Annotated in this window: 21 protein-coding genes; 8 read left to right on the forward strand and 13 right to left on the reverse strand. The window is 70.7% G+C overall.

Translation table 11 applies throughout. The features are described from left to right. Nucleotides 1-1,175: alpha/beta hydrolase family protein (locus ACE3QP_RS15870; protein WP_374437459.1), on the forward strand; the 1,175-nt coding region annotated here is incomplete at its 5' end. Between the two features lie 263 nt (nt 1,176-1,438). Here ACE3QP_RS15870 and ACE3QP_RS15875 read toward each other — a convergent pair. From ACE3QP_RS15875 to ACE3QP_RS15905, 7 genes are all read right to left on the reverse strand, one after another. Then, nucleotides 1,439-3,499 (reverse strand): primosomal protein N', encoded by a 2,061-nt coding sequence (locus ACE3QP_RS15875; protein WP_374437460.1) that lies wholly within the window; start codon nt 3,497-3,499, stop codon nt 1,439-1,441. 291 nt (nt 3,500-3,790) lie between these two features. Further along, entirely contained in the window at nt 3,791-4,876 is a 1,086-nt protein-coding gene (hemE, locus tag ACE3QP_RS15880; RefSeq protein ID WP_374437461.1) for a uroporphyrinogen decarboxylase, read from the reverse strand. Nucleotides 4,877-4,885: 9 nt separating this feature from the next. Next, nucleotides 4,886-5,641: a hypothetical protein gene (locus tag ACE3QP_RS15885; protein ID WP_374437462.1), complete on the reverse strand. Its 756-nt coding sequence runs from the start codon at nt 5,639-5,641 to the stop codon at nt 4,886-4,888. Then, on the reverse strand, nt 5,638-7,584 hold the full coding sequence (locus ACE3QP_RS15890; protein WP_374437463.1) for an alpha/beta hydrolase family protein: 1,947 nt from the start codon (nt 7,582-7,584) through the stop codon (nt 5,638-5,640). The genes ACE3QP_RS15885 and ACE3QP_RS15890 overlap by 4 nt, the downstream gene beginning before the upstream one ends. Nucleotides 7,585-7,745: 161 nt before the next feature. Beyond that, the gene (locus ACE3QP_RS15895) at nt 7,746-8,450 is read right to left on the reverse strand and encodes a transglutaminase family protein (RefSeq protein ID WP_374437464.1); all 705 of its coding nucleotides are present in this window, start codon (nt 8,448-8,450) and stop codon (nt 7,746-7,748) included. An 84-nt stretch (nt 8,451-8,534) separates the two neighbouring features. Further along, nucleotides 8,535-9,263, reverse strand: a complete 729-nt coding sequence (locus ACE3QP_RS15900; RefSeq protein WP_374437465.1) for a helix-turn-helix domain-containing protein — start codon at nt 9,261-9,263, stop codon at nt 8,535-8,537. After that, nucleotides 9,263-10,075, reverse strand: a complete 813-nt coding sequence (locus ACE3QP_RS15905; protein WP_374437466.1) for a hypothetical protein — start codon at nt 10,073-10,075, stop codon at nt 9,263-9,265. Before ACE3QP_RS15905 ends, ACE3QP_RS15900 begins: the two co-directional genes overlap by 1 nt. Before the next feature lie 31 nt (nt 10,076-10,106). Between ACE3QP_RS15905 and ACE3QP_RS15910 the strand changes: the two genes are divergently transcribed. From ACE3QP_RS15910 to ACE3QP_RS15930, 5 genes are all read left to right on the forward strand, one after another. After that, nucleotides 10,107-11,339 (forward strand): SLC13 family permease, encoded by a 1,233-nt coding sequence (locus ACE3QP_RS15910; RefSeq protein ID WP_374437467.1) that lies wholly within the window; start codon nt 10,107-10,109, stop codon nt 11,337-11,339. Nucleotides 11,340-11,463: 124 nt separating this feature from the next. Next, entirely contained in the window at nt 11,464-12,936 is a 1,473-nt protein-coding gene (locus tag ACE3QP_RS15915; protein WP_374437468.1) for an OmpP1/FadL family transporter, read from the forward strand. A 10-nt stretch (nt 12,937-12,946) separates the two neighbouring features. Further along, nucleotides 12,947-15,277, forward strand: coding sequence for an alkaline phosphatase (locus ACE3QP_RS15920; protein WP_374437469.1), 2,331 nt, complete (start codon nt 12,947-12,949; stop codon nt 15,275-15,277). 178 nt (nt 15,278-15,455) lie between these two features. After that, entirely contained in the window at nt 15,456-16,043 is a 588-nt protein-coding gene (locus tag ACE3QP_RS15925) for a LysE family translocator (RefSeq protein WP_374437470.1), read from the forward strand. A gap of 10 nt (nt 16,044-16,053) precedes the next feature. Continuing rightward, a complete protein-coding gene (locus ACE3QP_RS15930) occupies nt 16,054-17,490 on the forward strand; it encodes a PLP-dependent aminotransferase family protein (protein WP_374437471.1) in 1,437 nt (478 codons plus the stop codon). A 4-nt stretch (nt 17,491-17,494) separates the two neighbouring features. Here ACE3QP_RS15930 and ACE3QP_RS15935 read toward each other — a convergent pair whose 3' ends face one another. Genes ACE3QP_RS15935 through mnmA form a run of 4 tightly spaced genes read right to left on the reverse strand, consistent with a single transcriptional unit; the run spans nt 17,495 to nt 22,294 of the window. Beyond that, the gene (locus ACE3QP_RS15935; protein ID WP_374437472.1) at nt 17,495-19,201 is read right to left on the reverse strand and encodes a Wzy polymerase domain-containing protein; all 1,707 of its coding nucleotides are present in this window, start codon (nt 19,199-19,201) and stop codon (nt 17,495-17,497) included. Beyond that, the gene (locus ACE3QP_RS15940) at nt 19,188-19,847 is read right to left on the reverse strand and encodes a response regulator transcription factor (RefSeq protein ID WP_198110283.1); all 660 of its coding nucleotides are present in this window, start codon (nt 19,845-19,847) and stop codon (nt 19,188-19,190) included. Before ACE3QP_RS15940 ends, ACE3QP_RS15935 begins: the two co-directional genes overlap by 14 nt. Continuing rightward, complete coding sequence (locus tag ACE3QP_RS15945) at nt 19,848-21,107, reverse strand: sensor histidine kinase (RefSeq protein ID WP_374437473.1); 1,260 nt, start codon at nt 21,105-21,107, stop codon at nt 19,848-19,850. Nucleotides 21,108-21,166: 59 nt separating this feature from the next. Then, a complete protein-coding gene (gene mnmA, locus ACE3QP_RS15950; RefSeq protein WP_374437474.1) occupies nt 21,167-22,294 on the reverse strand; it encodes a tRNA 2-thiouridine(34) synthase MnmA in 1,128 nt (375 codons plus the stop codon). 52 nt (nt 22,295-22,346) lie between these two features. On the opposite strand from mnmA, the gene ACE3QP_RS15955 reads away from it, so the two are divergent. Both ACE3QP_RS15955 and ACE3QP_RS15960 read left to right on the forward strand, forming a co-directional pair. Then, nucleotides 22,347-23,279: an MBL fold metallo-hydrolase gene (locus tag ACE3QP_RS15955; protein WP_374437475.1), complete on the forward strand. Its 933-nt coding sequence runs from the start codon at nt 22,347-22,349 to the stop codon at nt 23,277-23,279. Next, nucleotides 23,249-23,734 carry a GNAT family N-acetyltransferase gene (locus tag ACE3QP_RS15960; protein ID WP_374437476.1) on the forward strand — a complete coding sequence of 162 codons (486 nt, stop codon included), beginning with the start codon at nt 23,249-23,251 and terminating at the stop codon, nt 23,732-23,734. Before ACE3QP_RS15955 ends, ACE3QP_RS15960 begins: the two co-directional genes overlap by 31 nt. A 10-nt stretch (nt 23,735-23,744) precedes the next feature. Here ACE3QP_RS15960 and ACE3QP_RS15965 read toward each other — a convergent pair whose 3' ends face one another. Next, complete coding sequence (locus tag ACE3QP_RS15965) at nt 23,745-24,542, reverse strand: EAL domain-containing protein (RefSeq protein ID WP_374437477.1); 798 nt, start codon at nt 24,540-24,542, stop codon at nt 23,745-23,747. A gap of 11 nt (nt 24,543-24,553) precedes the next feature. Continuing rightward, complete coding sequence (locus ACE3QP_RS15970; RefSeq protein WP_374437478.1) at nt 24,554-25,405, reverse strand: substrate-binding periplasmic protein; 852 nt, start codon at nt 25,403-25,405, stop codon at nt 24,554-24,556. Nucleotides 25,406-25,431: the final 26 nt, after the last annotated feature.

Below are 25,431 nucleotides of genomic sequence, written 5' to 3' on the forward strand. Positions count from 1 at the left end.
GCCGCCTGCTGTTCGAGCACGCGCTGCGCGAGCGCTTCCGCCACCCCGGCGCGCCGCTGATGCGCACCTTGCCGCATGGCGGCCGCGTGGTGGCGGGCAGCAAGGATGGCGAGTCCTTCTACTTCGTGGGCAGCGGCGCCAGCCCGAAGGGCGAACGCCCTTTCCTGGACCGCTACAGCATCAAGGACCAGCCCGTGCAACGCGTCTTCCAGGCCGCCGAAGGCGTGCTGGAAATGCCGCTCGCCTGGCTGGACGAGCGCCAGCTGCTGACCCAGGTCGAGCGCGCCCACGAGGCCCCGCAGCCGGGGGTGCGCGATGGCGCGCAATGGCGCGCGCTGCTGCCCCCGCGCGACCTCTCGGCCGCCTGGCGTGCCATCAAGCGCCAGCACCTGAGCTTCAAGCGCGAGGACGGCGTGGAGATGTCCGCCTGGCTGCTGCTGCCGCCGGACCACCAGGAAGGCCAAAGGCGCCCGGCGCTGATCTGGGCCTACCCGCGCGAGTTCACCGACGCCGAACTCGCCTCGCAGGCCGCCGCCTACAGCGAGCTCAACGGCCTGCCGCCACCCGGCAGCCCGATCTGGCTGGCGCTGGAGGGCTATGCGGTGGTGGTGGAGGCCACGATGCCGGTGGTGGGCGACTCGCGCACCGTCAACGACGGCTTCGTCGAACAGCTGCAGATGAATGCCAAGGCCCTGGTGGAGCAGCTGCGCGAGCACGGCGGCGTGGACATCAGCCGCCTGGCCATCGGCGGCCAGAGCTATGGCGCCTACATGGCGGCCAATCTGCTCGCGCACACCAATCTGTTCAAGGCCGGCATCGCCCGCGGCGGCGCCTACAACCGCACGCTCACCCCGTTCGGCTTCCAGAGTGAGCGCCGCAACCTCTGGGAAGCGCGCGAGACCTACATGAAGGTCTCGCCCTTTCTGCACGCCGAGCGCATCAAGGAGCCGCTGCTGCTCATCCACGGCGAGCAGGATGCCAACCCCGGCACCCCGGCGCTGCAGAGCGAGCGCCTGCACCAGGCCCTGGCCGGCTTGGGCCTGACGACGCGCCTGGTGCTGCTGCCGCTGGAAGGTCACAGCCTGCAAAGCCGCGAGGCCGCCGGGCAGGTGCAGTGGGAGATGCACAACTGGCTGCGCCGCCACCTGGGGCCCGGCCGGCCCACGCTTCCTTAACCCCCGCTGGGGTTAAGCCCAGACCTGCGGCCCCTCTCAACCCGTTCGGCCAAGATCCGGCAGTTGATTGCGGCCAAGGGACGGGCAAAGCGGGGGGCTGGCAAGGCGCGAGCTCGCAGCGGGCTCAGTGCCCGCAAAGGCGAGCAACGCAGCCAGCGGGCGCAAAGCGTTCTCACCAGGACGCTGAAGCCGGACGTGTGCGCAAGTCCTTGATGTACCGACTGCTTCATGCGGCGGGAAGCGGTCAACTGCCGGATCTAGGTTCAGATCGCCAGCGGATCCACGTCAATCGCCCAGCGCGTCAGCCCCTTGTGCTGGCGCTTGAGCGCATGCAGCTCGGGCACCCAGGCCGCGAGCGCACGCTGCAGCGGCGCGCGCTGCGGGCACTCCACCAGCATCTGCCAGCGCCACTGGTTGGCCACCTTAGGCACCGGGTGGGGCACGGGCGGGTACCAGAACAGTTCGCTGTCCGGCGCCAGCGCCTGGCCGGCGGCGGCGGCGGCCTGCAGGAAGTCGCGCGCCACGAACTCCTCGCGGCTGTCGGCGCGCAGCAGGGCCAGGTGGGCGAAGGGCGGCAGGCCGGCGAGCTGTCGCTCTTCGAGCTGGCTGGTGGCGAAGGCGACGAAGTCGTGCTTCTGCAAGGCCTGGTAGAGCGGGTGGCGCGGCTGGTGGGTCTGCACCCACATTTCCGCGGCGTGGCCGGCCCGGCCGGCGCGGCCGCCGGCCTGCATCAGCAGCGCGAACAGGCGCTCGGGGGCGCGGAAGTCGCTCGAATACAGCAGGTTGTCGGGGTTGAGCGCCGCCACCAGGGTCACGTTGCGGAAGTCGTGGCCCTTGGCAATCATCTGCGTGCCCACCAGCACGTCCACCTCACCGGCGTGCACGCGCGCCAGCTGGGCTTCCAGGCTGCCGGCTTTTGAGGTGCTGTCCGCGTCCAGACGCGCCAGGCGCGCCGTGGGCAGCAGGTGTTCAAGCTGCTCCTCCAGGCGTTCGGTGCCGCGGCCGATCGGGGCGATGTCCTGGTTGCCGCAGTCCGGGCAGGCGCTGGGCACACGCTCGGTGAAGCCGCAGTGGTGGCAGCGCAGCGTGCGGTCGCTCTTGTGGAAGACGCGCCAGGCGCTGCAATGCGGGCAGCCGCTGCGCCAGCTGCACTGGCCGCAATGCAGCACCGGGGCGTAGCCGCGCCGGTTCAAGAGCAGCAGGGATTGCTCGCCGCGCGCGATGCGCTGCTCGATGGCCTGCAGGAGCGGCGCGGCAAACGGCGGGGGCGTCGCGCCGGGGCCCTTGGGGGGCGGCTGGTTGTTGAGATCGAGCAGGCGCACCGTGGGCAGGGGCGCCGCACCAATGCGCTCGGTCAGATCCACCCGGCGGTAGCGGCCGGTCTGTGCGTTGTGCCAGCTCTCCAGCGAGGGCGTGGCCGAGCCCAGCAGCACCGGGAAGCGCCCATGCGCGGCGCGCCAGACCGCCAGATCGCGCGCCGACTGGCGCGCGCCGTCCTGCGCCTTGAAGCTGGGATCGTGCTCCTCGTCCACCACGATGAGCCCGAGGCGCGGCAGCGAGGCCATCACCGCCAGGCGCGTGCCCAGCACCAAATCGGCCTGGCCGCTGTGCGCGCGCAGCCAGTCGCGCAGGCGCTGCGGGGGCGTCAGGCCGGAGTGCAGGCAGGCCACGCGCTCCGCGCCAAAGCGCGCCGCAAAGCGGGCCTGCAGCTGCGGGGTCAGATTGATCTCGGGCACCAGCACCAGCACCTGGCGGCCCAGGGCCAGGGCTTGGGCGGCGGCGTGCAGATAGACCTCGGTCTTGCCGCTGCCGGTCAGGCCCCAGAGCAGCACCGGCTGGGGCGGCACCTCGCCGCGCAGCTGGGCGCTGAGCAGATCCACCGCGGCCTGCTGGCCGGCTTGCAGGGCCGGGCCGGCGCCGGGCGCGGCGGCCTCCAGCGCAGCGGGCTGACGCTTCAGGCGGCGTGCCAGCTGGGTGTCGTCCAGCTGGGCCAGGGTGGGCGGCAAGGCGGCCAGGGCCAACTCGCCCAGGCCGCGCTGGTAATAGGCGGCGGCAAAGCGCACCAGAGCGCGCCAGCCGGCGTCCAGCGGCGGCAGGGCCAGCACGCCGGCCAGGGCTTTCAGTTCCACGCCGGGGTCGGGGTCCGGCTCGCCGTCCCACACCACCCCCAGCACCTGGCGCTTCCCCAGCGGCGCGCGCACCAGGCTGCCGGGCGGCAGGGCCTGGTGGTGGCGGTAATCCAGCGGCGCACCCAGGCCGCTGTGCTGCGGGGTGGGCACGGCCACCTTCAGCACGACGTCACAGGAGTTTGAGGAATCCGTCACAAAGTGGCGCCAGGCTTGGGTTTTTCGAACGATCCACAGCCTGTGGATAAGTTTGTGGGAAAAAGCGGGGCAGCCGCAGGGCGGTCGTGCAGGCTCCGGGCCGGAAGCCCATTCTCACGCCCAGGGCGCCTGAAAAAACGCTTTCAGGACAAGGGTTTAGCACGGTCGACCGAGGGCGCGGCACCGACCCAGGGTTGGAGCCCCCGCTCCACAAAATGTGGGGACAAGTGCGCCCGGCTCGTGTAGCGCCGCGCCATTTCGCGCCCGCCCGAGTGAGCGGGCGCTAACCGACTAGCGCAGCGTGCGCGAGTGGTTGTGCACGGCCTCGACCAAGGCCGCGACCTGCTCGATCGGCGTGTGCTGGCTGATGCCATGGCCGAGGTTGAACACATGGCCGCCCCAGCTGCCATCGGCGCGCTGCGGGCGGCCGAAGCTGTCCAGCACCTTGATGGCCTCGGCCTGCACCACGGCGGGCGGGGCGAACAGGCACATCGGGTCCAGATTGCCCTGCAGGGCCACGCGGTCCTGCGTAAGGGCGCGGGCGCGGCCGAGGTCCATGGTCCAGTCCAGGCCCAGCATGTCGGCACCGGTCTCCACCTGTTCCTGCAGCCACAGGCCACCGCCCTTGGTGAACAGAATGTGCGGCACGCGCTGGCCATCGGCGCCGATGCGCTTCAGGCCGGCCAGCACACGCTGCGAGGCCGGCAGCGCGAAGCGCAGGTAGGCATCGTGGCTGAGCACGCCGCCCCAGCTGTCGAACAGCATCACCGCCTGGGCGCCGGCGTCGATCTGGGCGTTCAGATATTGGATGGTGGCGTCCACCAACTTGTCCAGCAGGCCCTGCATCAGGTCGGGGCGGCTGTACATCAGGGTCTTGACCTGGCGGTAGTCGTCGCTGCCCTTGCCCTCGACCATGTAGCAGGCCAGGGTCCAGGGGCTGCCGGCAAAGCCGATCAGCGGCACCTTGCCGCCCAGGGCCTGGCGGATCGAAGCGACCGCATCCACCACGTAGCGCAGCTGGTTGAGGTCGAACACGGCCTCCTTCAGCGAAGCCTCATCGCGCACCGTCTTGGCAAAGCGCGGGCCCTCGCCCTCGCCGAAGCTCAGGCCCAGGCCCATCGCGTCGGGCACGGTCAGGATGTCGCTGAACAGGATGGCGGCGTCGAGCGGAAAGCGCTCGAGCGGCTGCAGCGTCACCTCGGTGGCGTAGTTGGGCGACTTGGCCAGGCCCATGAAGCTGCCTGCCTTGGCGCGCGTGGCCTTGTACTCGGGCAGGTAGCGGCCGGCCTGGCGCATCAGCCAGACGGGGGTGTAGGGCGTGGCCTGGCGCAGCGCGGCGCGCAGGAAGACGTCGTTCTTGAGCGGGACGTAGGACATGGGCCGGGATTATCCGGACCGGCCCGAGCCCCGCTCCTTGTTCTGCATCAGCTTGGCCAGCAGTTCCGTCCGCAGTGCCGCCTCCACCCCCTGCGGCGCATGGGCGGCGCGGCTGGCCAGCTCCTGGCTCAGCACCCAGGTGCCGGGGCCGGCCTCGCGCAGCACGCGCTCGGCCGCCACCGCCACACGCGCCAGCGCCACCGAGCGCAGCGGGCGCTCGCTGTCCGGCAGCATCCAGCGCAGCTGCGACCACCAGGCCGCGGCAAAGCGCTCCAGCCAACTGCCCTGCACCGCCACGCGCTCGCGGCTGCTGCGCAGCAGCACCAGCTGGGTAAAGCCGAGCTGGCTGAGCGCCTGCTCGTCCTGGTCGGCAAAGCCATCGCGCAGGGCCACCGGCAGGCTGTTGGGCGCATGCGGCAGCACCACGAAGAGCCGCGCCACGCCGAGCGCACGCAGCTGGCGGCCCAGTTCAGGCAGCTGCGCGACGCTGGGCGCCACGAAGGCGGCATCGCGCGTGCCGGTGAGGCCGGGGCGCTCCAGCACCAGGTAGGCGGTGGCACCGGACCAAGTGCCGCGCAAGCGCTCATCGGGCGCCTGCAGCTCGGCCTGGCTCAGGGTCAGCAGCCCGCGGTGCGTGCTGGCCAGCGGGCGCTGCACCAGCGCGCCCACCTGGGCGTGTCCGGCGGCCAGCACCTGGGCCAGCAGGGCCGCGCCCAGCCAGCCGCCGGCACCGAGTACCAGGGCGGGGCCGTGCGCCGTACTCACTGCAAATGCCTTTCCAGGAAGCGCTCGACACGCTGGGCGAAGTCCACCCGGTTCTTCAACAGAGCCCAGAAGTGGCCTTCACCGGGATAGCTGACCCACTCGGGCTCATTGCCGGCCTTTTGCAGCGCCGCGCGCAAGCGCTGGCCGTGGGCCAGCGGAACCCGGCGGTCGTCCTCTCCAAAGCCCAGCAACACCGGCGCCTGAATGCGCGCCGCCTGGTGGACCGGGGAGTGGGCGCGCAGCATCTCGGCGTCTCGGACCGGGTCGCCAATCATCTCGGGCAACGAGTGCCGACGCGCCAGGTCGCTGGTGTCGTCATCGATCCAGACGGAGCCGTTCAGCAGCAGCTCCAGGTCGGTGACCGCCACCCAGGCCACGCCACAGCGGTAGAGCTCGGGGTGCCGGACCAACCCCATCAAAGCGCTGTAGCCGCCGTAGCTTGCACCGGCAATGCAGGCCTTCTCGCCCGCCAGGCCTTGTTTGCGTGCCCATTGCAGGGCGTCCGCGACATCGTCCTGCATCGCCTGCCCCCATTGCTTGTAGCCCGCCCGCTCGTGCGCGTCGCCGTAGCCGGAACTGCCACGGAACTCCGGCGCGATCACCAGGTAGCCACGCGAGGCCAGGAACTGCGTCCAGGGCTCCCACGTCCAGGACCAGCCGCGCACCCACGGCCCGCCATGCACCAGCACCACCGCCGGCTTGCCGGCGGCGGGTCGGCGCGGGCTGCTGACCCAGACCGGCAGCTCATGCCCGTCGCGCGCACGGATGCGGTGCAAATCCAGGGTTGCCATCTCGGCCGGCTGCAGCTCCTTGCGCGCGGCGGCCACCGCCGTCCACTCCGGCTGCCCCTGGGGCGGGCTGCCCCGGTAGAGCCAAACCCGACCCGCTTCGACATCGGCATAGGAGTGGATCAGCGCCACCACTTCCTTCGCATCGCAACGTCGGCAACTCATGCGATTCACGCGCCCTGGGAGCTGGGCGTCCACCTTCTGCTGCAACTGCTTGTGGGCCGCGCTGAACCAGACCGTCGTCTCGGCATCGTGCGTCAGACGCAGGCCCAGAGCCCGCTCACCCGGCGCACCGCGCAGCAGGCGCCCCTGGAAGTCGAAGCCCTGCAGCGACACCAGAACCTTGCCGGGTGCCTTGCTCGCGAAGTCGTACAAGCTCAGGACCGTCCGGCCTTCAGCGCCCTCGCTATGGGTCACGTAGAGCTGGCCCTTGTCGTCCACGCTGTGGGGTAGGAAGGGCATGCGCAGCACATCGCCACGCGCCAGCACCTGCCACTCGGTCTGGCCGGGTGCGCGCCAGTGCAGGGTCAAGTACTGGTCCTTGCGGGTCATCACCGCGCGCGCCTCACCCTGGCCGTCAAACCACCAACGCAGCGGTTCGCCGGGTGCGCGAACTTCCGCTCCCCGGGTACGACCGGTGCGGGTATGGAGCCAGAGCGGGTAATAGCTCACCGAGTCGTCCAGCCCGAACTTGAGCTCGGCAATAAGCACCTCCTCATTGGTCTCGGCCGCCCGGGGCTGCGGCACCATCAGCAACTCGTGATTCCAGTCCAAGGTGCGGCTGACGATATGGGTGCCGGTCTGCATCGGCGCATGGCGACGGCGCACCAACATGCGCAGGTTCTCGCCGCTCGCGTCCACCGCAAACAGCCCCGGCGCTCCGCTGGGGCGTCCGCCGCCCGCAGAGAAGTCGGTGGTACTGAAGATCAGACGTTCGTCATTGACCCAGTGGATGTCATCGACATCCACATCCGAGAAATGAGCCACGGCACGGCCCTTGCTGGTGTCATCGACCTCCAACACGAACAGCCCGACCCGGTGCCCGTCGCCGCCAAAGCTCAAAGCCAGCTTGGTGCCCGATGGAGACAACACCGCCTGGCGCAGTTCGCTCTCCTTGAAGAAGAGTTCGGCCGGCAGGCCAGTTGCCGCTTGCACCCAAGCCATGCAACACCATGCCATCAAGCCGCACAACCATTTCCGCACACCACCCCCCCGCTTCAGAAAGTCGCGCAGGGTAGCGGACCTGCGCTCAAAACCGATTCACGCCCCCGGCTCTCCAGCCGGAAGACGGCTCGACAGCTTGCGCACAGGTGCCCTCACCACTCCCCGCGGCGGATGCGCGCGACATGGGCGTTGATGCGCGGCCGCAGCAGGCGCTCGAACAGCCAGCGGCGCGGCCCGCGCAGGTTCACGCCCTGTTGCGCATAGAAGGCGTCGGGGGTATTGAACAAGCCGAAGTCCTGGCGGATGCCCTCGCGCTGAATGAAGGTGTCCTGGCCGCGCCACTGCACGGCCACGGTCTGCAGGTTCGGCGTGGCGGCGCCATAGCCGCAGAAGGGCCCGCCCTGGCGGGCGAAGCGGCGTTGCAGGCTGGCAAGGTAGCGGTCGTCGAGGATCAGTCCCTCCAGCGCGACCCAGCGCCCCTGATGCTGCACCTCGACCCAGCTGTGCAGGATCTCGCGCGGCGCCAGCGACTGGATGGGCGCCGGCAGGGCGCCGGCCTGCAGGGCCTTGTCGATGGTGAAGCCGTGCAGCCGGCAAGGCAGGCCCAGGCGGCGCAGCAGGGCCATGAAGAGCGTGGCCTTGGTGTTGCATTGGCCATGGCCATCGGCCAGCACCTGGGAGGCCGGTACGTCGTCCGAGGCGTTGTAGCCAAACACGATCTCGTTGCGCACGAAGTCATAGGCCGCCCGGATGCGCTCGGCAGGGGGCAGGTGCAGCCAGTGACGGCCTTGCACCAGTTGCTCGATGGCCGGGTGGTCGAAATCCAGCAGCGGGCTGGGTTGCAGCAGCAAGTTCACGGCGGGGGGCAGGAAGTGGGCGGGTGGCCATGGTGGCCTGGCGGCCCCGCGCGCGCTTGAACGAAACAGTCGCGCGGCCCTGCTTCAGAGCAGGCGCACGCCGCGCAACGCGATCGAGGCCGTCACACCCAGCATCGCGCGCAGGGTGCGGGCGAAATGCGCCTGATCGGCAAAGCCGGCGCCATGCGCGGCTTCGATGAGGCTGCGGCCGGCCAGCGCCTGCTCGATGGCCAGCAGCAAGCGCAGCCATTTGCGGTAGCTGCGCAGGGGCATGCCGGTTTGCGCTTTGAACCAGTGCGAGAAGCGGTCGGGGGACAGCGCACAGGCCTGCGCCAGGGCCTGACGCTCGCCCTTGTCCCCGCCGGCCAGGGCCTGGCGCAGCAGCGCCAGCACGCTCGCCAGCCGGGTGTCCGGCGCCGCGGCAACCGGTGGCTGCAACGCCATGAGCGTCGCAGCCTGCGGGTTCAGCGCCAGCGCCCGAAGGCGGGCGAACCAGGCGGGCTCCAGGTGGCCCCAGGCAGCGGGGCCCGAACCCAGCAGGGCCGGCGCCAGCGCGTGGGTCGGGTCCACCCACAGCAGCAAGCCCTGGTGGCCGAGCAGGCGGTGCCGCGTGCCGGCGCGCAGCCACAGCGCCTCACCTTGCACCACGCCCTCATCCAGCTCCAGCTGCGAGACCGTGCCGGGCCGCGCCAGGCAGACCTGGTGCGCCAAATGCCGGTGCGCCCGGTTGTCCCCGCTGTGGCCGACGAACAGCGCCAGCCCGGCACCCAGCAAGGCTTGGCCCTGCCAGGCCGGCTGCGGGCTGCCGCTCATCACTCCGCCTGGGCCGGGCAGGGCAGGCTCTCGCCGCCTCCGGGGGGCTGCAGGCGCTGGCTGGCCTGGCACAGCGCCGCCCAGAAGCCCTGCACGAACTGCGGGTGACGCGCCTGCAGCGCGCGGCTGCTGGCGGCGAAGTAGAGGGTGCGCTGCACCGGCGGGCCCACGGGCACCAGGGCCTCGGGGCCTTCGAGCGCAGTGCTGGGCAGGGCCTCGGGGTTGATGAGCAGCAGGTCGAAGCGCCTTGCCTTGAGCATCGGCAAGGCGCTGTCGAAGCCGCGGATGGGCACGGCAGTGAAGCCACGCCGCTGCGCCACGCCATCCTGCGTGGTGCCCTGCACCACGCCCACCGTCAGGCCGGGCGCCAGACGCTCGCCGTCCCAAGCCTGGGCCGGCACGCGCTGCGGCCAGGCGTACAGGCGCAGCGCGGTGGTGGCGATGGCGCGGCTTGCATCCGGGCGGCCCTGGGCATCAAGCGGGAAGCCGAGCCGCGTGCCTCGCTCCAGCGTGTAGCCGAACAGCAGGCCGAAGCCCAGCTGGCCGCCCTGCAGCTCCAGATCCATGCGGCGGTGCGGCAAGCGCAGCAGCTCGGCCTTGCAGCCCAGCTGCCGCAGAGCGGCGCGGGTGGCCAGCACCAGCCAGCCAGGGTCGTGCTCCTGGAAGCCCGGGCCCTGGCCCTTCAGGCTGGGCGGGAAGGCCTCGTAGTTGAAGCTGATGCGCAGCTGGGGCGGGCAATCGGCCAAGGCCGGCCCGACCACGACCAGCGCGGCCGTCAGCAGCAGCTTGTTGAATGGTTTTGTCCTCCCCATGGCGCTTGGATTCTGGGGGACGATGCCGGCCATGTCCGCGCCTGTCTTGCATGCCCCTTTCGATGGCGGCGTCGTCATCGTCTTTGCCGTTGTCTACCTGGGCATGTTCCTGGGCGGCCTGCCCAAGCTCAAGCTGGACCGCGCCGGCATCGCCCTGCTCGGCGCCATCGCCGTCATTCCGCTGGCGGGCGAGACCATTCATGACGCCGCCCGTGCGGTCGACCTGCCGACCCTGGTGCTGCTGTTCGCTTTCATGGTGGTGTCGGCGCAGATGCGACTGGGCGGCTTCTATACCGAGGTGACGCGGCGCGTGGCCGCGCTGCCGCTCTCGGCCCCGGCCCTGCTGGCGGCGCTGATCGCCGTGGCCGGCGCGCTCTCGGCCGTGTTCAGCAATGACGTGATCTGCCTGGCCATGACCCCGGTGGTGGCGCGCCTGGCCCTGCGCCGCGGCCTGGACCCGCTGCCCCTGCTGGTGGGCCTGGCCTGCGCGGCCAATATCGGCTCCGCCGCCACCCTGATCGGCAACCCGCAGAACATGCTGATCGGCTCGGTGCTGAAGCTGCCCTTCGGTGCCTACCTGCGCCAGGCCCTGCTGCCGGTGGGCCTGGGCCTGGTCCTGCTGTGGGCCTGGCTGGCGTTTGGCGTGCGCTGGCAGCCCACGGCGGCACGGGAGGCCGGTGCCGCGCAGGAGCCCGCCTTCGACGCCTGGCAGTCCACCAAGGGCCTGATCGTCGCCACCGCGCTGATGGGCGTGTTCCTGTTCAGCGACTTCCCGCGCGAGGTGGCCGCGCTGATCGGCGCCGGCGTGCTCCTGATGAGCCGGCGCCTGCACAGCAGCGAGGTGATGGGTTTCGTGGACTGGCAACTGCTGCTGCTCTTCATCGGCCTGTTCGTCGTCAACCATGCCTTCGAGGCCACCGGCCTGAGCGCCCAGGCCGTGGCCTGGCTGCAGGGCCAGGGCGTGCACCTGCACGAGCCGGGCACGCTGACGGTGGTGGCCGTGCTGCTCAGCAACCTCGTCTCCAACGTGCCGGCGGTGATGCTGCTGCTGCCGCATCTCGGGGCCGACCCACAGCAGGCGGGCGCGCTGCTGGCCTTGGTGAGCACCCTGGCGGGCAATCTGCTGCTGGTGGGCTCGATCGCCAACCTGATCGTGGTGGACCTGGCCGAGAAGGAAGGCATCGCGATCGACTGGCGCGCCCACCTGCGTCTGGCCGCCCCCGCCGCACTCGCCAGCCTGGTGATTTGTGTCCTCGTGATGTGAGTCTCGTCACTGTGGCGCGGGGCTAACACCCAGCGGGTTTCCCTGACCCACGCTAGGGCAGACACCCTAGCCCACCGTCCGCACAATCGACCGCCCTGGATATCTGTCCCCGGAGGTCAAGAGAATGAAAAACCCGTCCCACCTTCCGTTGGTCGGCGCGCTGGGCCTGGCCCTGCTCGCCTTCAGCCCGCTGGCCGCCCAGGCCTCGGGCTACCGCTTCGGCACCCAGTCGGCCGCCGCCGAGGGCACCGCCAACTCGAACGGCGCCGAAGCCCTCGACGCCAGCACCATCTTTGCGAATCCGGCCGGCCTGACCCGCCTGTCCGGCATCCGCTTCTCGGGCGTGCTGGACTACGTGGAGCCCAAGGTGCGCTTCACCGATGCCGGCTCCTTCATCACCTCGCCGGAGTCGGGCCTGCAGCCGCGCCCGACCTCGCAGCCCGGCAATGTGCAAAGCCCGGCCGGCCCGGCCTATGTGCCGCACTTCTACGCCAGCTACCAGCTGAACGATCGCATGGTGGCCGGCTTCGGCACCTTCGTGCCCTGGGGCGCCAAGCTCAATTACGACGACAACTGGGGCGGCCGCTACAACATCCAGAAGGTGGTGCTGAAGTCGATCGCCTTCAACCCCAATCTGGCCTTCAAGGTGACGGACGAGCTCTCGCTCGCCGGCGGCCTGGTGGCGCAGTACATGGAAGGCGAGATCAAGCGCGCCGTGCCCTATGCCTCGGCCTACACCCTGGGCCTGCTGAGCGCCGCGCGCCAGGCCGCTGCCGCCGGCGCCACCGCGCTGGCGCTGGAGCTGCAGCAGCAGGCCGCGCAGGTCTTCGGCAACCCGGCCTTTGACGGCTCGATCGCCGTGGACGGCAAGGACTGGGGCTTCGGCTTCAACCTCGCGCTGATGTGGGAACCGGTCAAGGACAGCACGCGCATCGGCCTGAGCTACCGCTCGCCCGTCAAGCAGCGCCTGAAGGGCAATGGCGACTGGACGCAACCGGCCAATCTGCCCGCCGCCGTTCTGGCCGCCATCAAGGCCGCCCCGTATGACGGCGCCGGCAAGCTGGACCACAACGACTCCGGCGCCTCGGTCTCGGTGCGCACGCCCGAGTCGCTCTCCACCCACATCTACCAGCAGATCACGCCGACCCTGGCCCTGCTGGCCGACGCCACCTGGATGCGCCAGTCGCGCCTGGAGCAGCTGCGCATCGACTTCGACAGCAGCACGCCCGACTCGATCAGCCCCGAGCACTGGAAGGACACCCTGCGCCTTTCGCTGGGCGCGAATTGGAAGGTGCACAAGGACCTGACCCTGCGCGCCGGCGTGGCACGCGAGAAGTCGCCCGTGCCCAGCTCCACCCGCAGCCCGGTGCTGCCCGACGCCCACCGCACCTGGACCACGCTGGGCGCGAACTTCATCGTCGGCGCCAACACCACGGTGGATTTCGCCGTCGGCCTGATCGACGTGAAAGACGCCGCCATGGACATCACCGACGACGCCGAGGGCGAGACCCCCTGCAACTGCAGCAAGGCGCGCGTGCGTGGCAACTACACCAGCAAGGCCAATTTCTTCGGCCTGCAGCTGAACCACAAGTTCTGAGGAGGCGCATATGGATCGCCGCAGTTTTCTCCGTCGCAGCGCCGTCCAGGCTGGCGCCCTCATCACCGCTTCCTCCGCCCTCGGCGGCCTGACCGGCTGCAGTGGCGGCGGGGGCGATGTCGGCACGCCCATCGTGCCGCTGCCGCCCACCTTCCCCGGCTCCAGCATTCCGCTGCCGGCCACGCCGGCCGCCACCGGCGCGCACAAGTTCCCGCAGTCCATCGCCTCGGGCGACCCCAAGCCCGATGGCGCCGTGCTCTGGGCCCGCGTGGTGCCGGCCAGCGCCGATGACGTGGCCTCCGTCAGCGGCGGCAACTTCAGCGTCAAGCTGCGCATCAGCGCGGCGGTGGCCAACGCCAGCGCCGTGGGCACCACCACGGCCCTGAGCGGCAACATCGATGCCGAGGCCGACGTGCCCGTCTACGCCCAGTACGACCACAGCCTGCGCCACCGCATCAGCGGCCTGCAGGCCAACACGGTGTACTACTACCAGTTCACCGCCGGCGACACCCGCTCCAAGGTCGGCCGCTTCAAGACCGCCCCGGCCGCGGATGCCGACAACGCGAGCCTGAAGTTCGCCTTCATGTCCTGCCAGGACTGGAGCGTCAACCACTGGGCCGGCATGGAAAGCCTGGCGCAGGAAGACGTGGACTTCATCGTCCACCTGGGCGACTACATCTACGAAACCGTGGGCGAGGCCTTCCAGACCGGCGGCGTGGAAGCCGGCCACCCGCTGCTGCAGCTGCCGCAAGGCACCGCCCTGCCCAGCGGCGGCAAGTACGCCAACGGCCTGGCCGACTACCGCTACCTCTACAAGCGCTACCGCACCGACCCGCGCCTGCAGGCCGTGCACGAACGGTTTGCGATGGTGGCGGTGTGGGACGACCACGAGTTCAGCGATGACTGCTGGCAGGACCGCAGCACCTACGAGAACGGCAGCTTCAACGCCGCCACCGGCGTGGCCGACAACACGGTGCAGACGAGCCGCCGCCTGGGTGCGAACCAGGCCTGGTTCGAGTACATGCCGGCCGACATCCCGTTCAGCTTCGAGCCCGGCCAGGGCATCACCAACATCCGCATCTACCGCGACCTCAAGTTCGGGAAGCTGATGCACCTGGTGATGACCGACCAGCGCCTCTACCGCGCCGACCACATGATCCCGGAGGCCGCGCCCAACCCGCTGACCGGCCAGCCGCTGGGCCAGATCGGTGCGCGCTACATGGTGCCGGAGGCCACGCTCTACGGCATCGAGGCGCAAAAGCTCGCCGCCGGCGCCGCCCTGCCCGACCCGATGGCCCTGGTCACCGTGCTGGGCGGCTCGCAGCGCCAGTGGTGGGCGCAGACCATGACCAGCTCGACCTCGCAGTGGAAGATCTGGGGCAACGAAACCTCGCTGCTGAAGATGGGCGTCGACGGCGCCAAGATCCCCAGTGCGCCGGCCGCCTTCAAGACCAAGTTCGTGCTCAACGCCGACCAATGGGACGGCTACAACACCGAGCGCAAGTACCTGATGGGGCAGCTGCTGGGCAAGGGCGTGAAGAACGTGGTGGCCGTCACCGGCGACATCCACGCCTTCTACGCCGGCGTGGTGATGGCCGACTACAACGCCGCCACCCCGGTGCCAGCGATGGTGGACCTGGTCACCGCCGGCATGTCCAGCAACAGCAACTTCACCTACTTCCTGCAGGCCGCCAGCCTGCCGGCCTTCGCCCCGCTCAAGCCCCTGGTGGCCATCAGCGAAGCCGAGGCCGAGGGCATCGCCATCCAGATGCTGAGTGCCGCCATCGCCTTGGGCGCGGGCATCACCGATCTGAGCAACACCGCCGCCATCCAGGCCGCGGTGGGTGCAGCGATCCAGGCCGGCATGGTGCCGGCCGCCGCCTTCGCGCCCACGCCCACGCTGTCGCGCGCCATCATCAACACCTTCGATGAGACGCAGGCCGGGGTGATGGGCACGATCGTGGCGCAGACCATCGCCGGTCTGGCCGCCACCGGCCGCTCGGCGGCGGCAATGACGCTGTACGGCGCCATTGCCGGCCGCCTGGCCGCGGCGCTGGGCATCCCGATGTCCTCAGTGCCGGCCAGCGAAGTGGTCAAGCGCCTCAACCCCTTCGCCAACAGCACCACGGGTGTCGGCCCAACCGTCAACAACCCCTGGATCAAGCATGTGGACAGCGATGCCCAGGGCTATGCGGTGGTCACGCTCAGCAAGACCGAGCTGCTGTGCGACTTCAAGAAGCTCAAGCGCCTGGCCAACGGCCAGGCCCCGGCCCAGCCGGCCGTGGCCAGCGTCAAGCGCGTGCGCGTGGCGGCGGGCGTCACGGATGTGACCGTGGTCTGAGCCCACACCGCTCTCATCAGGTCAAGGGGCCCGGCTTGCCGGGCCCTTTTTCTTGGCGTCTTGTACCGGTGGGGCCAGGGGTACAGCCTCGGCCGCCTGGGCCCGGCTTGTGCCTTGGCCCGCGCACCGCGCCTGCCTACTCTGGCGGCCCTGTGATGCGCCCGCGAACCCAACCCCGATGCCCGACCTGATCCCCCTGATGACCTACTGCTTCGTGATGTCGAGCACGCCGGGGCCCAACAACGTCATGCTCACCGCCTCGGGCGCCAACTTCGGCTACCGCGGCGCGCTGCCGCAGATCCTGGGCATCGGCGTGGGCGGCTTCGTGCTCACCCTGCTGAGCTGCCTGGGCCTGGGCAATCTCTTCATGGCCTGGCCGCTGGCGCGCGAGCTGTTGCGCGTCGTCGGTGCGCTCTACCTCGTCTATCTGGCCTGGAAGCTCAGCGGCGCGGGCGGCCTGCAGGGCGCCGAGCTGCCGCGCCCGGCCAGCTTCTGGCAGGGCTTTGCCTTCCAGGCGGTGAACCCGAAAAGCTGGGTCAAGGCCATCACCATCGGCTCGGTGTTCCTGCCCAGCGGTCTCAGCCCCGCCGAGGGCGGCCTGCTGGCCGCCAGCCTGGGCCTGCTGATCGGCCTGCCCTGCACCTCCAGCTGGGCGCTGTTCGGTGTCGGCATCCGGCGCTTCCTGAGCGACCCGCGCAAGCTGCGCGCCTTCAATCTGGCCATGGGCCTGAGCCTGCTGGCGCTGGCGCTCAATCTGCTTTCATAGACTCGGGCGCATGTTTGCCATCGACCGCACGAGCAGCACCCCGCTGGCCGACCAGATCGAGCAGCGCCTGGGCGGCCTGATCCAGAGCGGTCAGTTGCCGCAAGGTGCGCGCCTGATGTCGATCCGCCAGCTGGCCCAGCAGCTGGGGGTCAGCGTCAACACCGTGGTGCTGGCCTACGAGCGCCTGGCCGCCTCGGGCCTGGTCGACAGCCAGGGCACGGCCGGCACCTTCGTGCGCCGCGCCGCCGCCCCCATGCCGGATGCCGCGGCCATCGAGGCCGGCGAGGCGCAGGAGCCGGTCTGGCTGGCGCAGCAGGCGCACGACGTGCACGCCGGGCTGCTGCTGGCCAGCAGCGGCGCCCTGCCGGCCAGCTGGCTGCAGGACGCCGTGCCCGCCAGCACCGTGGCACGCGCGCTGGCGCACAGCCCGGCCGGCATGGCCACGCGCTGCCCGCCGCAGGGCCTGCCCGAGCTGCGCGAGCGCCTGGCCCAGCAGCTGCGCGCACAAGGCATTGCGGTGGATGCCGGACGGGTGCTGACGACCTTCGGCGGCACCCATGCGATCGACCTGATCTGCCGCGCCCTGCTGCGCCCGGGCGACGCGGTGCTGGTGGAGAACCCCGGCTACTTCCTGATGTTCAGCCGCCTGCGCGAGCTCGGCCTGCGCCTCGTGCCGGTGACGCGCCGGCCCGAGGGCATCGACCTCGAAGAGCTCGATGCCGCCTGCCGCGTGCACCAGCCGCGCCTGCTGTTCACGCAGACCGTGCTGCACAACCCCACCGGCTGGGGCAGCAGCCCGGCCCATCTGCACCGCCTGCTGGTGCTGGCGCAGCGGCACGGTTTCCTGATCGCCGAGGACGATGTGCAGGGCCATTTCCACCCCGGCCAGCCCACGCGGCTGGCGGCGCTTTCCGGCCTGGAGCGGGTCATCTACTACTCCAGCTTCTGCAAGGCCGTGAGCCCGGCGCTGCGCGTGGGCTACCTGGCCGCCGAGCCCACGCTGCTGCGCGCCCTGCTGCGCGAAAAAATCCACCAGGTGCTGACCGGCGCGGCGCTGAACGAGCTGGTGTTCCAGGAACTGCTGGCCGCCGGGCGCTGGCGCAAGCACCTGGAACGCCTGCAGCGCAAGCTGGCCGCGGCGCGCCACCACAGCCTGGGCCTGCTGCGCCAGGCCGGGCTGCGCATCGAGGTGCCGGGCGAAGGCGGCCTGTTCCTGTGGGCCCAGTTGCCCGCGGGCGTGGACCCCGAGGCCCTGGTGCAGGATGCCTACCGCCAGCAGATCCTGCTGGTGCGCGGCGCCACCTTCATGGCCGATGGCGCGGGCGACACCCATCTGCGCTTCAACGTGGCGCAGAGCCAGCACCCGCGGCTGGCCGCCTACCTGAGCCGCTACCTGGGCGAGCAGCCCGCGGCAGCGCGCTCAGGGAGCGCCGACACCCGGGCCTGAAGGCTCAGAACGCGGTCCAGGGCACGGGCGCCGGCGGCGCCGCGCAGAACCATTCTTCCGGGCTGGATTCGCATTCCGCCAGCCAGGCCTTGCCCTCGGGGCTGCGGAACTCGCGCAGGCGTGCCACCAGGTGCAGGGCCTGGTCGGTCTGGCCGTTGGCGTGCAGGCTGCGTGCCCAGGCCATCATCAAGCGCGCGTCGATCAGCTGGTGCCCCGTGCGCCGGGCCGCGGCCAGAGCATCGGGGCCGGTACCGAGCGCGGTGGCAGCGGCGTAATCGGCCTGGGCGCCGAAGAACAGGGTGCGCTGGCCGCGCGCGATGCGCTCGCGCAGCGAGGCCCCCTCATGCCCCGGCGCATAGATGGCGGTAAGGGCGCGGTACTCCCAGACGGCATACAGGCTGCCCAACAGCAGCACCAGGGCCACGCCCTTGTGCAGGGCGGCCTGCGCGGCCTGTGGGGCCTGCTGGCGTGCCGGGCCATCCTGCCCCTCCGCCGCCAGACACAGGCCGAAGGCATAGGCCGTGGGCAGCAGGAAGTAGGCGTACCAGAGCGGGTACTCCAGCATGCTGTGCACGCCGGCGATCAGGATCAGCATCAGCGCGGCACGGCGGTCCAGCGCATCGCCCCCCCGCGCGCGCCAGGCCAGGCGCACGGCGGCGGCAAAGGCCAGCGTCAGTGGCAGCAGCACCAGGGTGCCCAGGGGCACGCCCAGCTCGACCAGCAGCTGCAGCGGCAGGTTGTGGTTGTGGTCGAAGAAGGCGATCGGGCGGTCCGGGAAGGGCGTCAGCGTCCAGGCGCGGTTGAACTCGCCCCAGCCCACGCCGATCCAGGGCTGCTGCTTCAGCAGCTCCCAGCTGTTGAGCAGGATCTTGATGCGCGAGGGCGAGCCCGCGCCCTCGCTGTCCAGCCGCACCTCGGCGCCGAAGGTGGCACCGCTCAGTTCCGCCCAGAGGTGCAGGCCGCCCCAGGCCAGCAGGGCCAGCACGGGCGTGAGCAGCAGGGCGATGCGCTGCGGGCGCGCGAGCTGGCGGTCCAGCAGGCCCCAAAGCAGCAGCAGGGGCACGCCGAACCACAGGCCGGTGCGCGAGGCCGTCAGCACCAGGGTGGTGATCAGCAGTGCCAGCAGGCCCAGCAGGCGCGGCAAGGGCCAGCCGCGTCGCTGCGCCAGCCAGACGGCGGCGATGGCCGCCCACACCATCAGCGTGGCCAGGTGGTTGGGCTGGCGCAGATTGCCGACCGCGCGGCCCGCATAACCGCTGCGCGCGATCCAGCTGCCGTCGGCCCAGGCCGGCGCGAACACCTGCACCGCGCCGATGGCCGTGCCCGCCAGGCCGGCCGCCAGCAGGCCCAGCGCCAGGCCCTCGACCCCCAGGCGCGCCGCACCCAGCAGGGCCACGGCGGCAGCCGCCAGCACGAAGACGTTCAGCTCCAGCAGCGGCGCCAGCGGGGCCTTCAGCAGGCCCTGCGGCCCGGCCAGCAGCGCGCCCATCAGCAAGGCCACCAGCGCGGCCAGCAGCAGCTTGAGCCCCAGGCTGGCGCGGGCCGGCCAGCCGGCCGGCGCCAGCAGCAGCACGCCGCCCCAAGCACCCAGCGCCAGCAGCTGGTTGAACAGCGTGGACGAGGGGCTGAGGTTGTAGGCCAGCAGCGTGGGCGCCAGGCAGGCCAGCGCCAGGCCGGCCGTCAGCGGCCGGAGGTCCTTAGATCCAACCAAGATCGATCGCGCGCAGCACGGCCTGGGTGCGGTCGCGCACACCCATCTTGGCGAAGATCGACGAGCAGTGGTTCTTGATCACGCCCTCGCTATTGCCCAGCAGGCCGGCGATCTCGGTGTTCGAGCGGCCGCTGGCCACCAGGCGCAGCACCTGCAGCTCCTTGGGGCTGAGGGGTTCGGGGTCGGGCAGGCCCTCGAAGGCGCGCTCGGTGGCGCCGGGGCGGGTGGCGCGCTCGGTCAGGCCGGGGCGCAGCGCGGTGCTGCCGCTGGCCACGTCGCGCAGCGCCTGCGCCAGGGTCTCGACGCTGATGGCCTTGAGCAGGAAGCCCTTGGCGCCGGCGCGCACGGCCTCGTCGAAGGCCTCGCGGTCGTCGAAGGTGGTGAGCAGCAGCACCGGCACGGCCAGGGCACGCGCGGCCAGGGCGCGGATCAGGCCGATGCCGTCCAGGCGCGGCATGCGCATGTCGGACAGCACCACATCGGGCATCAGCGTGGGGATGAGTTCGAGCGCCTTGGCGCCGTCCTCGGCTTCGCCGACGAGCTCGATGTCGCCGCACAGGGCCAGCAGGCCCTTCAGGCCTTCACGCACCAGCTGCTGGTCTTCCACCAGCAGCACTCGGATCGGATTCGGGGCAGCAGCTTGCACTTAGAGCCTCTCTTGGCGCGGGATGCGCAGTTCCAGACAAAAACCGGGTTGGTGGCGCAGCACCGTCAGGCTGCCCCCCAATTCTTCTACGCGCTCGCGCATGCCCGTCAGGCCGTTGCCGGCCTGCAGGCGGGGCGCGCCCACGCCGTCATCTTCGATGCGGACCAGCACCTGGTCGCCGGAATCGACGCAGAGCAGTCGCATCGCCACCTCGACCTGGCGGGCGCGCGCGTGGCGCACGCAGTTGGTCACCGCCTCCTGCACGCAGCGCAGCAGCGCGTGGGCGCAGCGCGGGCTCAAGTCCTGCACGGCATCGGCCGCCACATCGAGCACGATGCGCGGGGATTCGATGCCGGCCTGCAGGGCCTGCAGCGCGGCGCGCAGGTCGATGCGGGCTTCGTCGCGCTGGGCGCTGACGGCCGCGCGCACGTCGGCCAGCAGCTGCTGCGCCACGGCGCGCGCCTTGCCCAGGGCCGGGGTGGCGGCGCTCGCGTCGCCGCGCGCGGCCAGGGCCTCGCCGAGCTGCAGCTGCAGGTTCAGCGCGGCCAGGTGGTGGCCCATCAGATCGTGCAGCTCGCGGGCGATGACCAGGCGCTCGGAGTAGCGCAGCTGCTCGTCGTGCAGGCGCTCGGCGCTCAAGCGCTCGGCCAGCATGGCCTGCAGCCAGCGGCGCTTCTCGGCCTGCGAGGCCGTGAGCCGGCCCAGACCGTAGGCCAGGCCGTGCAGGGCGAGCATGGACATGGCCGTCATCGTCACGCCGTAGAGCAGGCCCTGGTGCAGCTGCTCGTCGCGCTGGCCGGCATTGGGCAGCCAGAGGTAGTTGGCCAGGGCCAGCAGCACCTGCAGGGCGGCAAAGATCAGCGCGGCGCGCGCGCGCAGCAGCACCGCGGCCATGGCGGTGACGAGGAAAGGCAGGCCGGGCGTGACGGCGAAGGCCAGCACGTCCAGCAGCACCAGCCAGCGCAGCGCGTGGCGCGGCGGGTTGTCCATGTGCTGGGGCCGGGCCAGTCGCCACAGCAACCAGCCAAAGGCGCCCAGCAGCATCAGCGAAAGGATCAGCGGCGTGGGGTTGCGCGGCGCGCCACCCAGCGCGGCCCAGGCCTGGGCGATCAGGCCGTCATAGGGCTCGGTGGCAGCGCCCGCCAGCGTGGCCACGGCCGAATAGAGCTCCAGCGCACAGATCACCAGTGCGGCCATGCGCAGTGCCACGGCCGGCTCGGTGAAGCGGTCGATCCAGGGGCGGCGCGGGGCGGGGCTCAAGGGCGGGGGATTCTCAAAAAGCCGGCGAGCTTAGGGGCGGGCCGGCCAGACACCATTCGTCACGAAACCATCGGGGCGGCCTGGGCGATCACCCCGCCACCCAGGCAGACCTCGCCGTCGTACAGCACCGCGCTCTGACCCGGCGTCACCGCCCACTGCGGCTGCTCGAAGTCGAGTGCGAAGCCAGCCGTCGTGGCTTCGAAGCGGCAGGCGGCATCGGCCTGGCGGTAGCGTGTCTTGGCGCCATAGGCCCCGGGGGCGGGCGCGTGGCCGGCAATCCAGCTGCAGTCGTCCGCCACCAGGGCGGGAGACTGCAGCAGCACATGGTCGTGCCCCTGCACCACCACCAGGCGGTTGCGCTCCAGGTCCTTGCGCGCCACGAACCAGGGGGCGTGCTCGCCCCCCCCTCGCGGGGCGCCCTTCTCCTTCACGCCGCCAATCCCCAAGCCCTGGCGCTGACCGAGGGTGTAGAAGCTCAGGCCCACATGCTGGCCGAGCTTGCGGCCGCGCTCGTCGACGATGTCGCCGGGCGCGTGGCTCAGGTAGCGGTTGAGGAACTCGCGGAAGGGCCGCTCGCCGATGAAGCAGATGCCGGTCGAATCCTTTTTCTTTGCATTGGGCAGGCCCCATTCGGTGGCCAGGCGGCGCACCTCGGTCTTGGGCAGCTCGCCCACCGGGAACAGCACCTTGCTTAGCTGCGCCTGGCTCAGGCGGTGCAGGAAGTAGCTCTGGTCCTTCAGCGGGTCCAGGCCCTTGAGCAATTGCGACTCCCCGCTGGCCAGCACGCGACGGCGCGCGTAATGGCCGGTGGCGATGGCATCCGCCCCCAGGCGCATCGCGTGATCCAGGAAGGCCTTGAACTTGATCTCGGCGTTGCAGAGGATGTCCGGGTTGGGCGTGCGGCCGGCCTGGTACTCGCGCAGGAACTCGGCGAACACGCGGTCCTTGTACTCGGCGGCGAAGTTCACATGCTCGATCTCGATGCCGATGACCTCGGCCACCGATGCGGCGTCGACGAAGTCGATGTTCGAGGAGCAGTACTCGGAATCGTCGTCGTCTTCCCAGTTCTTCATGAAGATGCCGATGACCTCATGGCCCTGGCGCTTCAGCAGGGCGGCGGAGACGGCGGAATCGACGCCGCCGGAAAGGCCGACGACGATGCGTTGTTTCGGTGTGGCAGAAGACATGGTCTTGCGATTGTCGTTAGGCTGGCGACTTTTCCGATCTGGAGATCCTGACATGCGCCCTCTGCTCGCCGCAGCCCTGCTCTCCCTGCCACTGCTCGCGCAAGCCGCCCCGCCCCAGGCCGGTGGCCAGGCACCGGGCTGGTATCGGATGAAGCTGGGCAGCTTCGAGGTGACCTCGCTCTACGACGGCTTCTTCCGCCTGCCGGTGGACAAGCTGCTGCAGACCGACGACCCGACTCTGGTGGCACGCCGCCTGCAGCACCATTACCTGGGCCTGCCGCTGGAAACCTCGGTGAACGCCTTCCTGGTGCACACCGGCGAGAAGCTGGTGCTGATCGACACCGGCCACGCCGGCCAGGGCGGCGAGGCCACCGGCCGCGTGCTCGCGCATCTGAAGGCCAGCGGCTACAGCCCCGAGCAGGTGGATGAGGTCTACATCACCCACTTCCACGGCGACCATCTGAACGGCCTGGTCGACAAGGACGGCAAGCCCGCCTACCCCAACGCCGTGGTGCGCGCGGACCAGCGCGAGTCCGGCTTCTGGCTGAGCGACCCGGCGCAGGCCCCGCAGGCCGCCCGTGGTGGCATGGCCAACGCGCAGCGCGTGCTCAAGCCTTATCTGGATGCCGGCCGCTTCAAGCCCTTCGATGGCGCCACCGAGCTGGTCAAGGGCGTGCGCGCCGTGCCCGCCTACGGCCACACGCCCGGCCACAGCATCTATGTGGTGGAGTCCGGCGCCGACAAGATGGTGCTCTGGGGCGACCTGATGCATGTGGCGGCCGTGCAGTTCGCACACCCTGAAGTGACGATCGCCTTCGACAGTGACCCCAAGTCCGCCCGTCCGCAGCGCGAGGGCCAGTACAAGGCCGCGGCCGAGGGCGGCTACTACGTCGGCGTCACGCACGTGAGCTTCCCGGGCATCGGCAAGCTGCGCGCCGACGGCAAGGGCTACGAATGGATTCCGGTGAACTACCCGCGACCGTGAACATCGAGCTGCGCGAGATCACGGCCGAGACGGTGATCGCCATCATCAAGCTGCAGGTGGCTCCGGCCCAGCAGGGTTTTGTGGCGCCCAACTCGGTCTCGCTCGCGCAGGCCTTGTTCCACCCCGAGGCCTGGTACCGCGCCATCTACGTGGATGGCGAACCGGCCGGCTTCGTGATGCTGGAGGACCGCAGCGGCCTGCCCGACGCGCAGGCCAAGGACCGCGCGGAAGCCGGCCTGTGGCGGTTGATGGTGGACGCGCGCTACCAGGGCCTGGGGGTAGGCCGCGCGGCGCTGCGGCAGGTGATCGAGCAGTTGCGCGCACGCGGCTTCCAGCGCCTGCTGACCTCCTATGTGCCCGGCCCGGGCTGCCCGGAGCCCTTCTACAAGCGCCTGGGCTTCACGCCCACCGGCGAGGTGGATGGCGGCGAGGTGGTGCTGGCGCTGACGCTTTGATGGCGCCGGCTCAGTCCCAGCTGCCCGCCAGTGGTGCCAGCACGGCGTCCAGGCTGGGGCGGGCGAACCAATAGCCCTGCATCAGCCGCACACCCAGGTCGGCCAGCGCATCGCGCTCGGCGCGGGTCTCGATGCCCTCGGCAATCACCTGGATTCCCAACTCCTCGCAGGTGCTCAGCAGGCCGCGCACGATGGCGCGGCGCGGCTTGTCGGCATCGATGCCGCGCACCAGGTGCATGTCGAGCTTGACCAGATCGGGCTGGAAGTCGGCCAGCAGCTTGAGTCCGGCATAGCCGGCGCCGAAGTCGTCGATCGCCGTCAGGAAGCCGGTGCGACGGTACTCGCGCAGGATCTCGGCCAGCCAGGCGCCGTCCTCCACCTGCTCGCCCTCCGTCACCTCAAAAATGATGCGCTCCAGCGGAAAGCCGTGGGTGCGCGCCGCCGCCAGGGTGGTGCGGATGCAGACCTCGGGCCGGTAAATGGCGTTGGGCAGGAAGTTGATCGAGATGCGCTCGCTCAGGCCCTGTTCGGCGGCCATCTTGATGGCCTTGACGCGGCAGGCCTGGTCGAAGCGGTAGCGGTTGCCGTCGTTCACCTGGTCCAGCACCCAGCCGGCGCCCTGGCCCTCGGTGCCGCGCACCAGCGCCTCGCGCGCGAACACGCTGCGCGTACCCAGGTCCACGATGGGTTGGAAGGCGAAGCGGAAGTCAAAGCCGAGCGCATCGCCGCGTGCGCAGGATTCGCAGTCGGCGGCGCTGCCCTGCAAAGGCGTGAAGTTGGATGGAAACAGGGGGTGGGCCGAAGCCATTCAGTCCTCCATCAGAGACGGGCGAAATACCGCTCGGGCATGGCGCGAAAACGCGCCGACAACCCGGCGTTGGGCAGTTCCAGCACCTGCGCCCGCAAGGGCTCGGTGCGCTGCAGCCAGCGCGCGAAGCCCGGGCTGGCCGCCAGCAGGCGGCGCAGGCTGCCGTCCTCGAATGCCGACTCCAAGCCGCGTTGTAACGCGTCGCGCAATGCCAGGCGCCCGGGGGCGACGAAATAAAGGCGCGCAAAGCGGTAATGCAGCAGGGGTTGCTCCAGCACCTCGCAATCGGGCGCCAGCGCCTGGTGGCGCCGCAGCTGCTCCTGCGCTTCCTCGATGCCCAAGGGCAGCACATCGAAGCGGCCGCCCTGCAGCATGCGGAACAGGGCCTTGAACGGGGCCGTGTCCACCGCCAGGCCGGCAGCCTCCAGGATGCGCTGATCGGCCCAGCCCGGCCCCTGGCCGACGCGGAAACGGCGCAAGCCGGCCAGGCTGCGCACGGCCGCCACCTCGGCGGCGCGGTCGCGCCGCACCAGCAGGCAGCGCCAGCCGCTCAGGCCCAGATCGATGGGGAAGAACACCGGCTCGTAGCGGTCTTCCAGCTCGGGGCCGGTGCCCATGTCCATCACGTCCACCGCGCCACTGCCCAGAGCGCGGCGCAGGCCCTGCGGGCCCAGGGTTTCATCGCCCATGCGCAGCTGGTAGGGCTGGCCGCTCCTGCGCAGGGCCAGGTCCAGCAGGCGGTAGCCATAGGCCTGCTCGCCGCGTTCATCCACGCGCGGGTACACCACCTCCAGCGGCTCGGCCTGCGCGCGCAGCGGCAGGCCCAGGCCGGGGCTCAGCGCGAACAGGGCACGACGCTGCATAGGCGCCTTCCTTGGGTCGGGGAAGG

It is taken from the genome of Inhella sp., assembly GCF_041912635.1.
Lineage (GTDB): Bacteria > Pseudomonadota > Gammaproteobacteria > Burkholderiales > Burkholderiaceae_C > Inhella.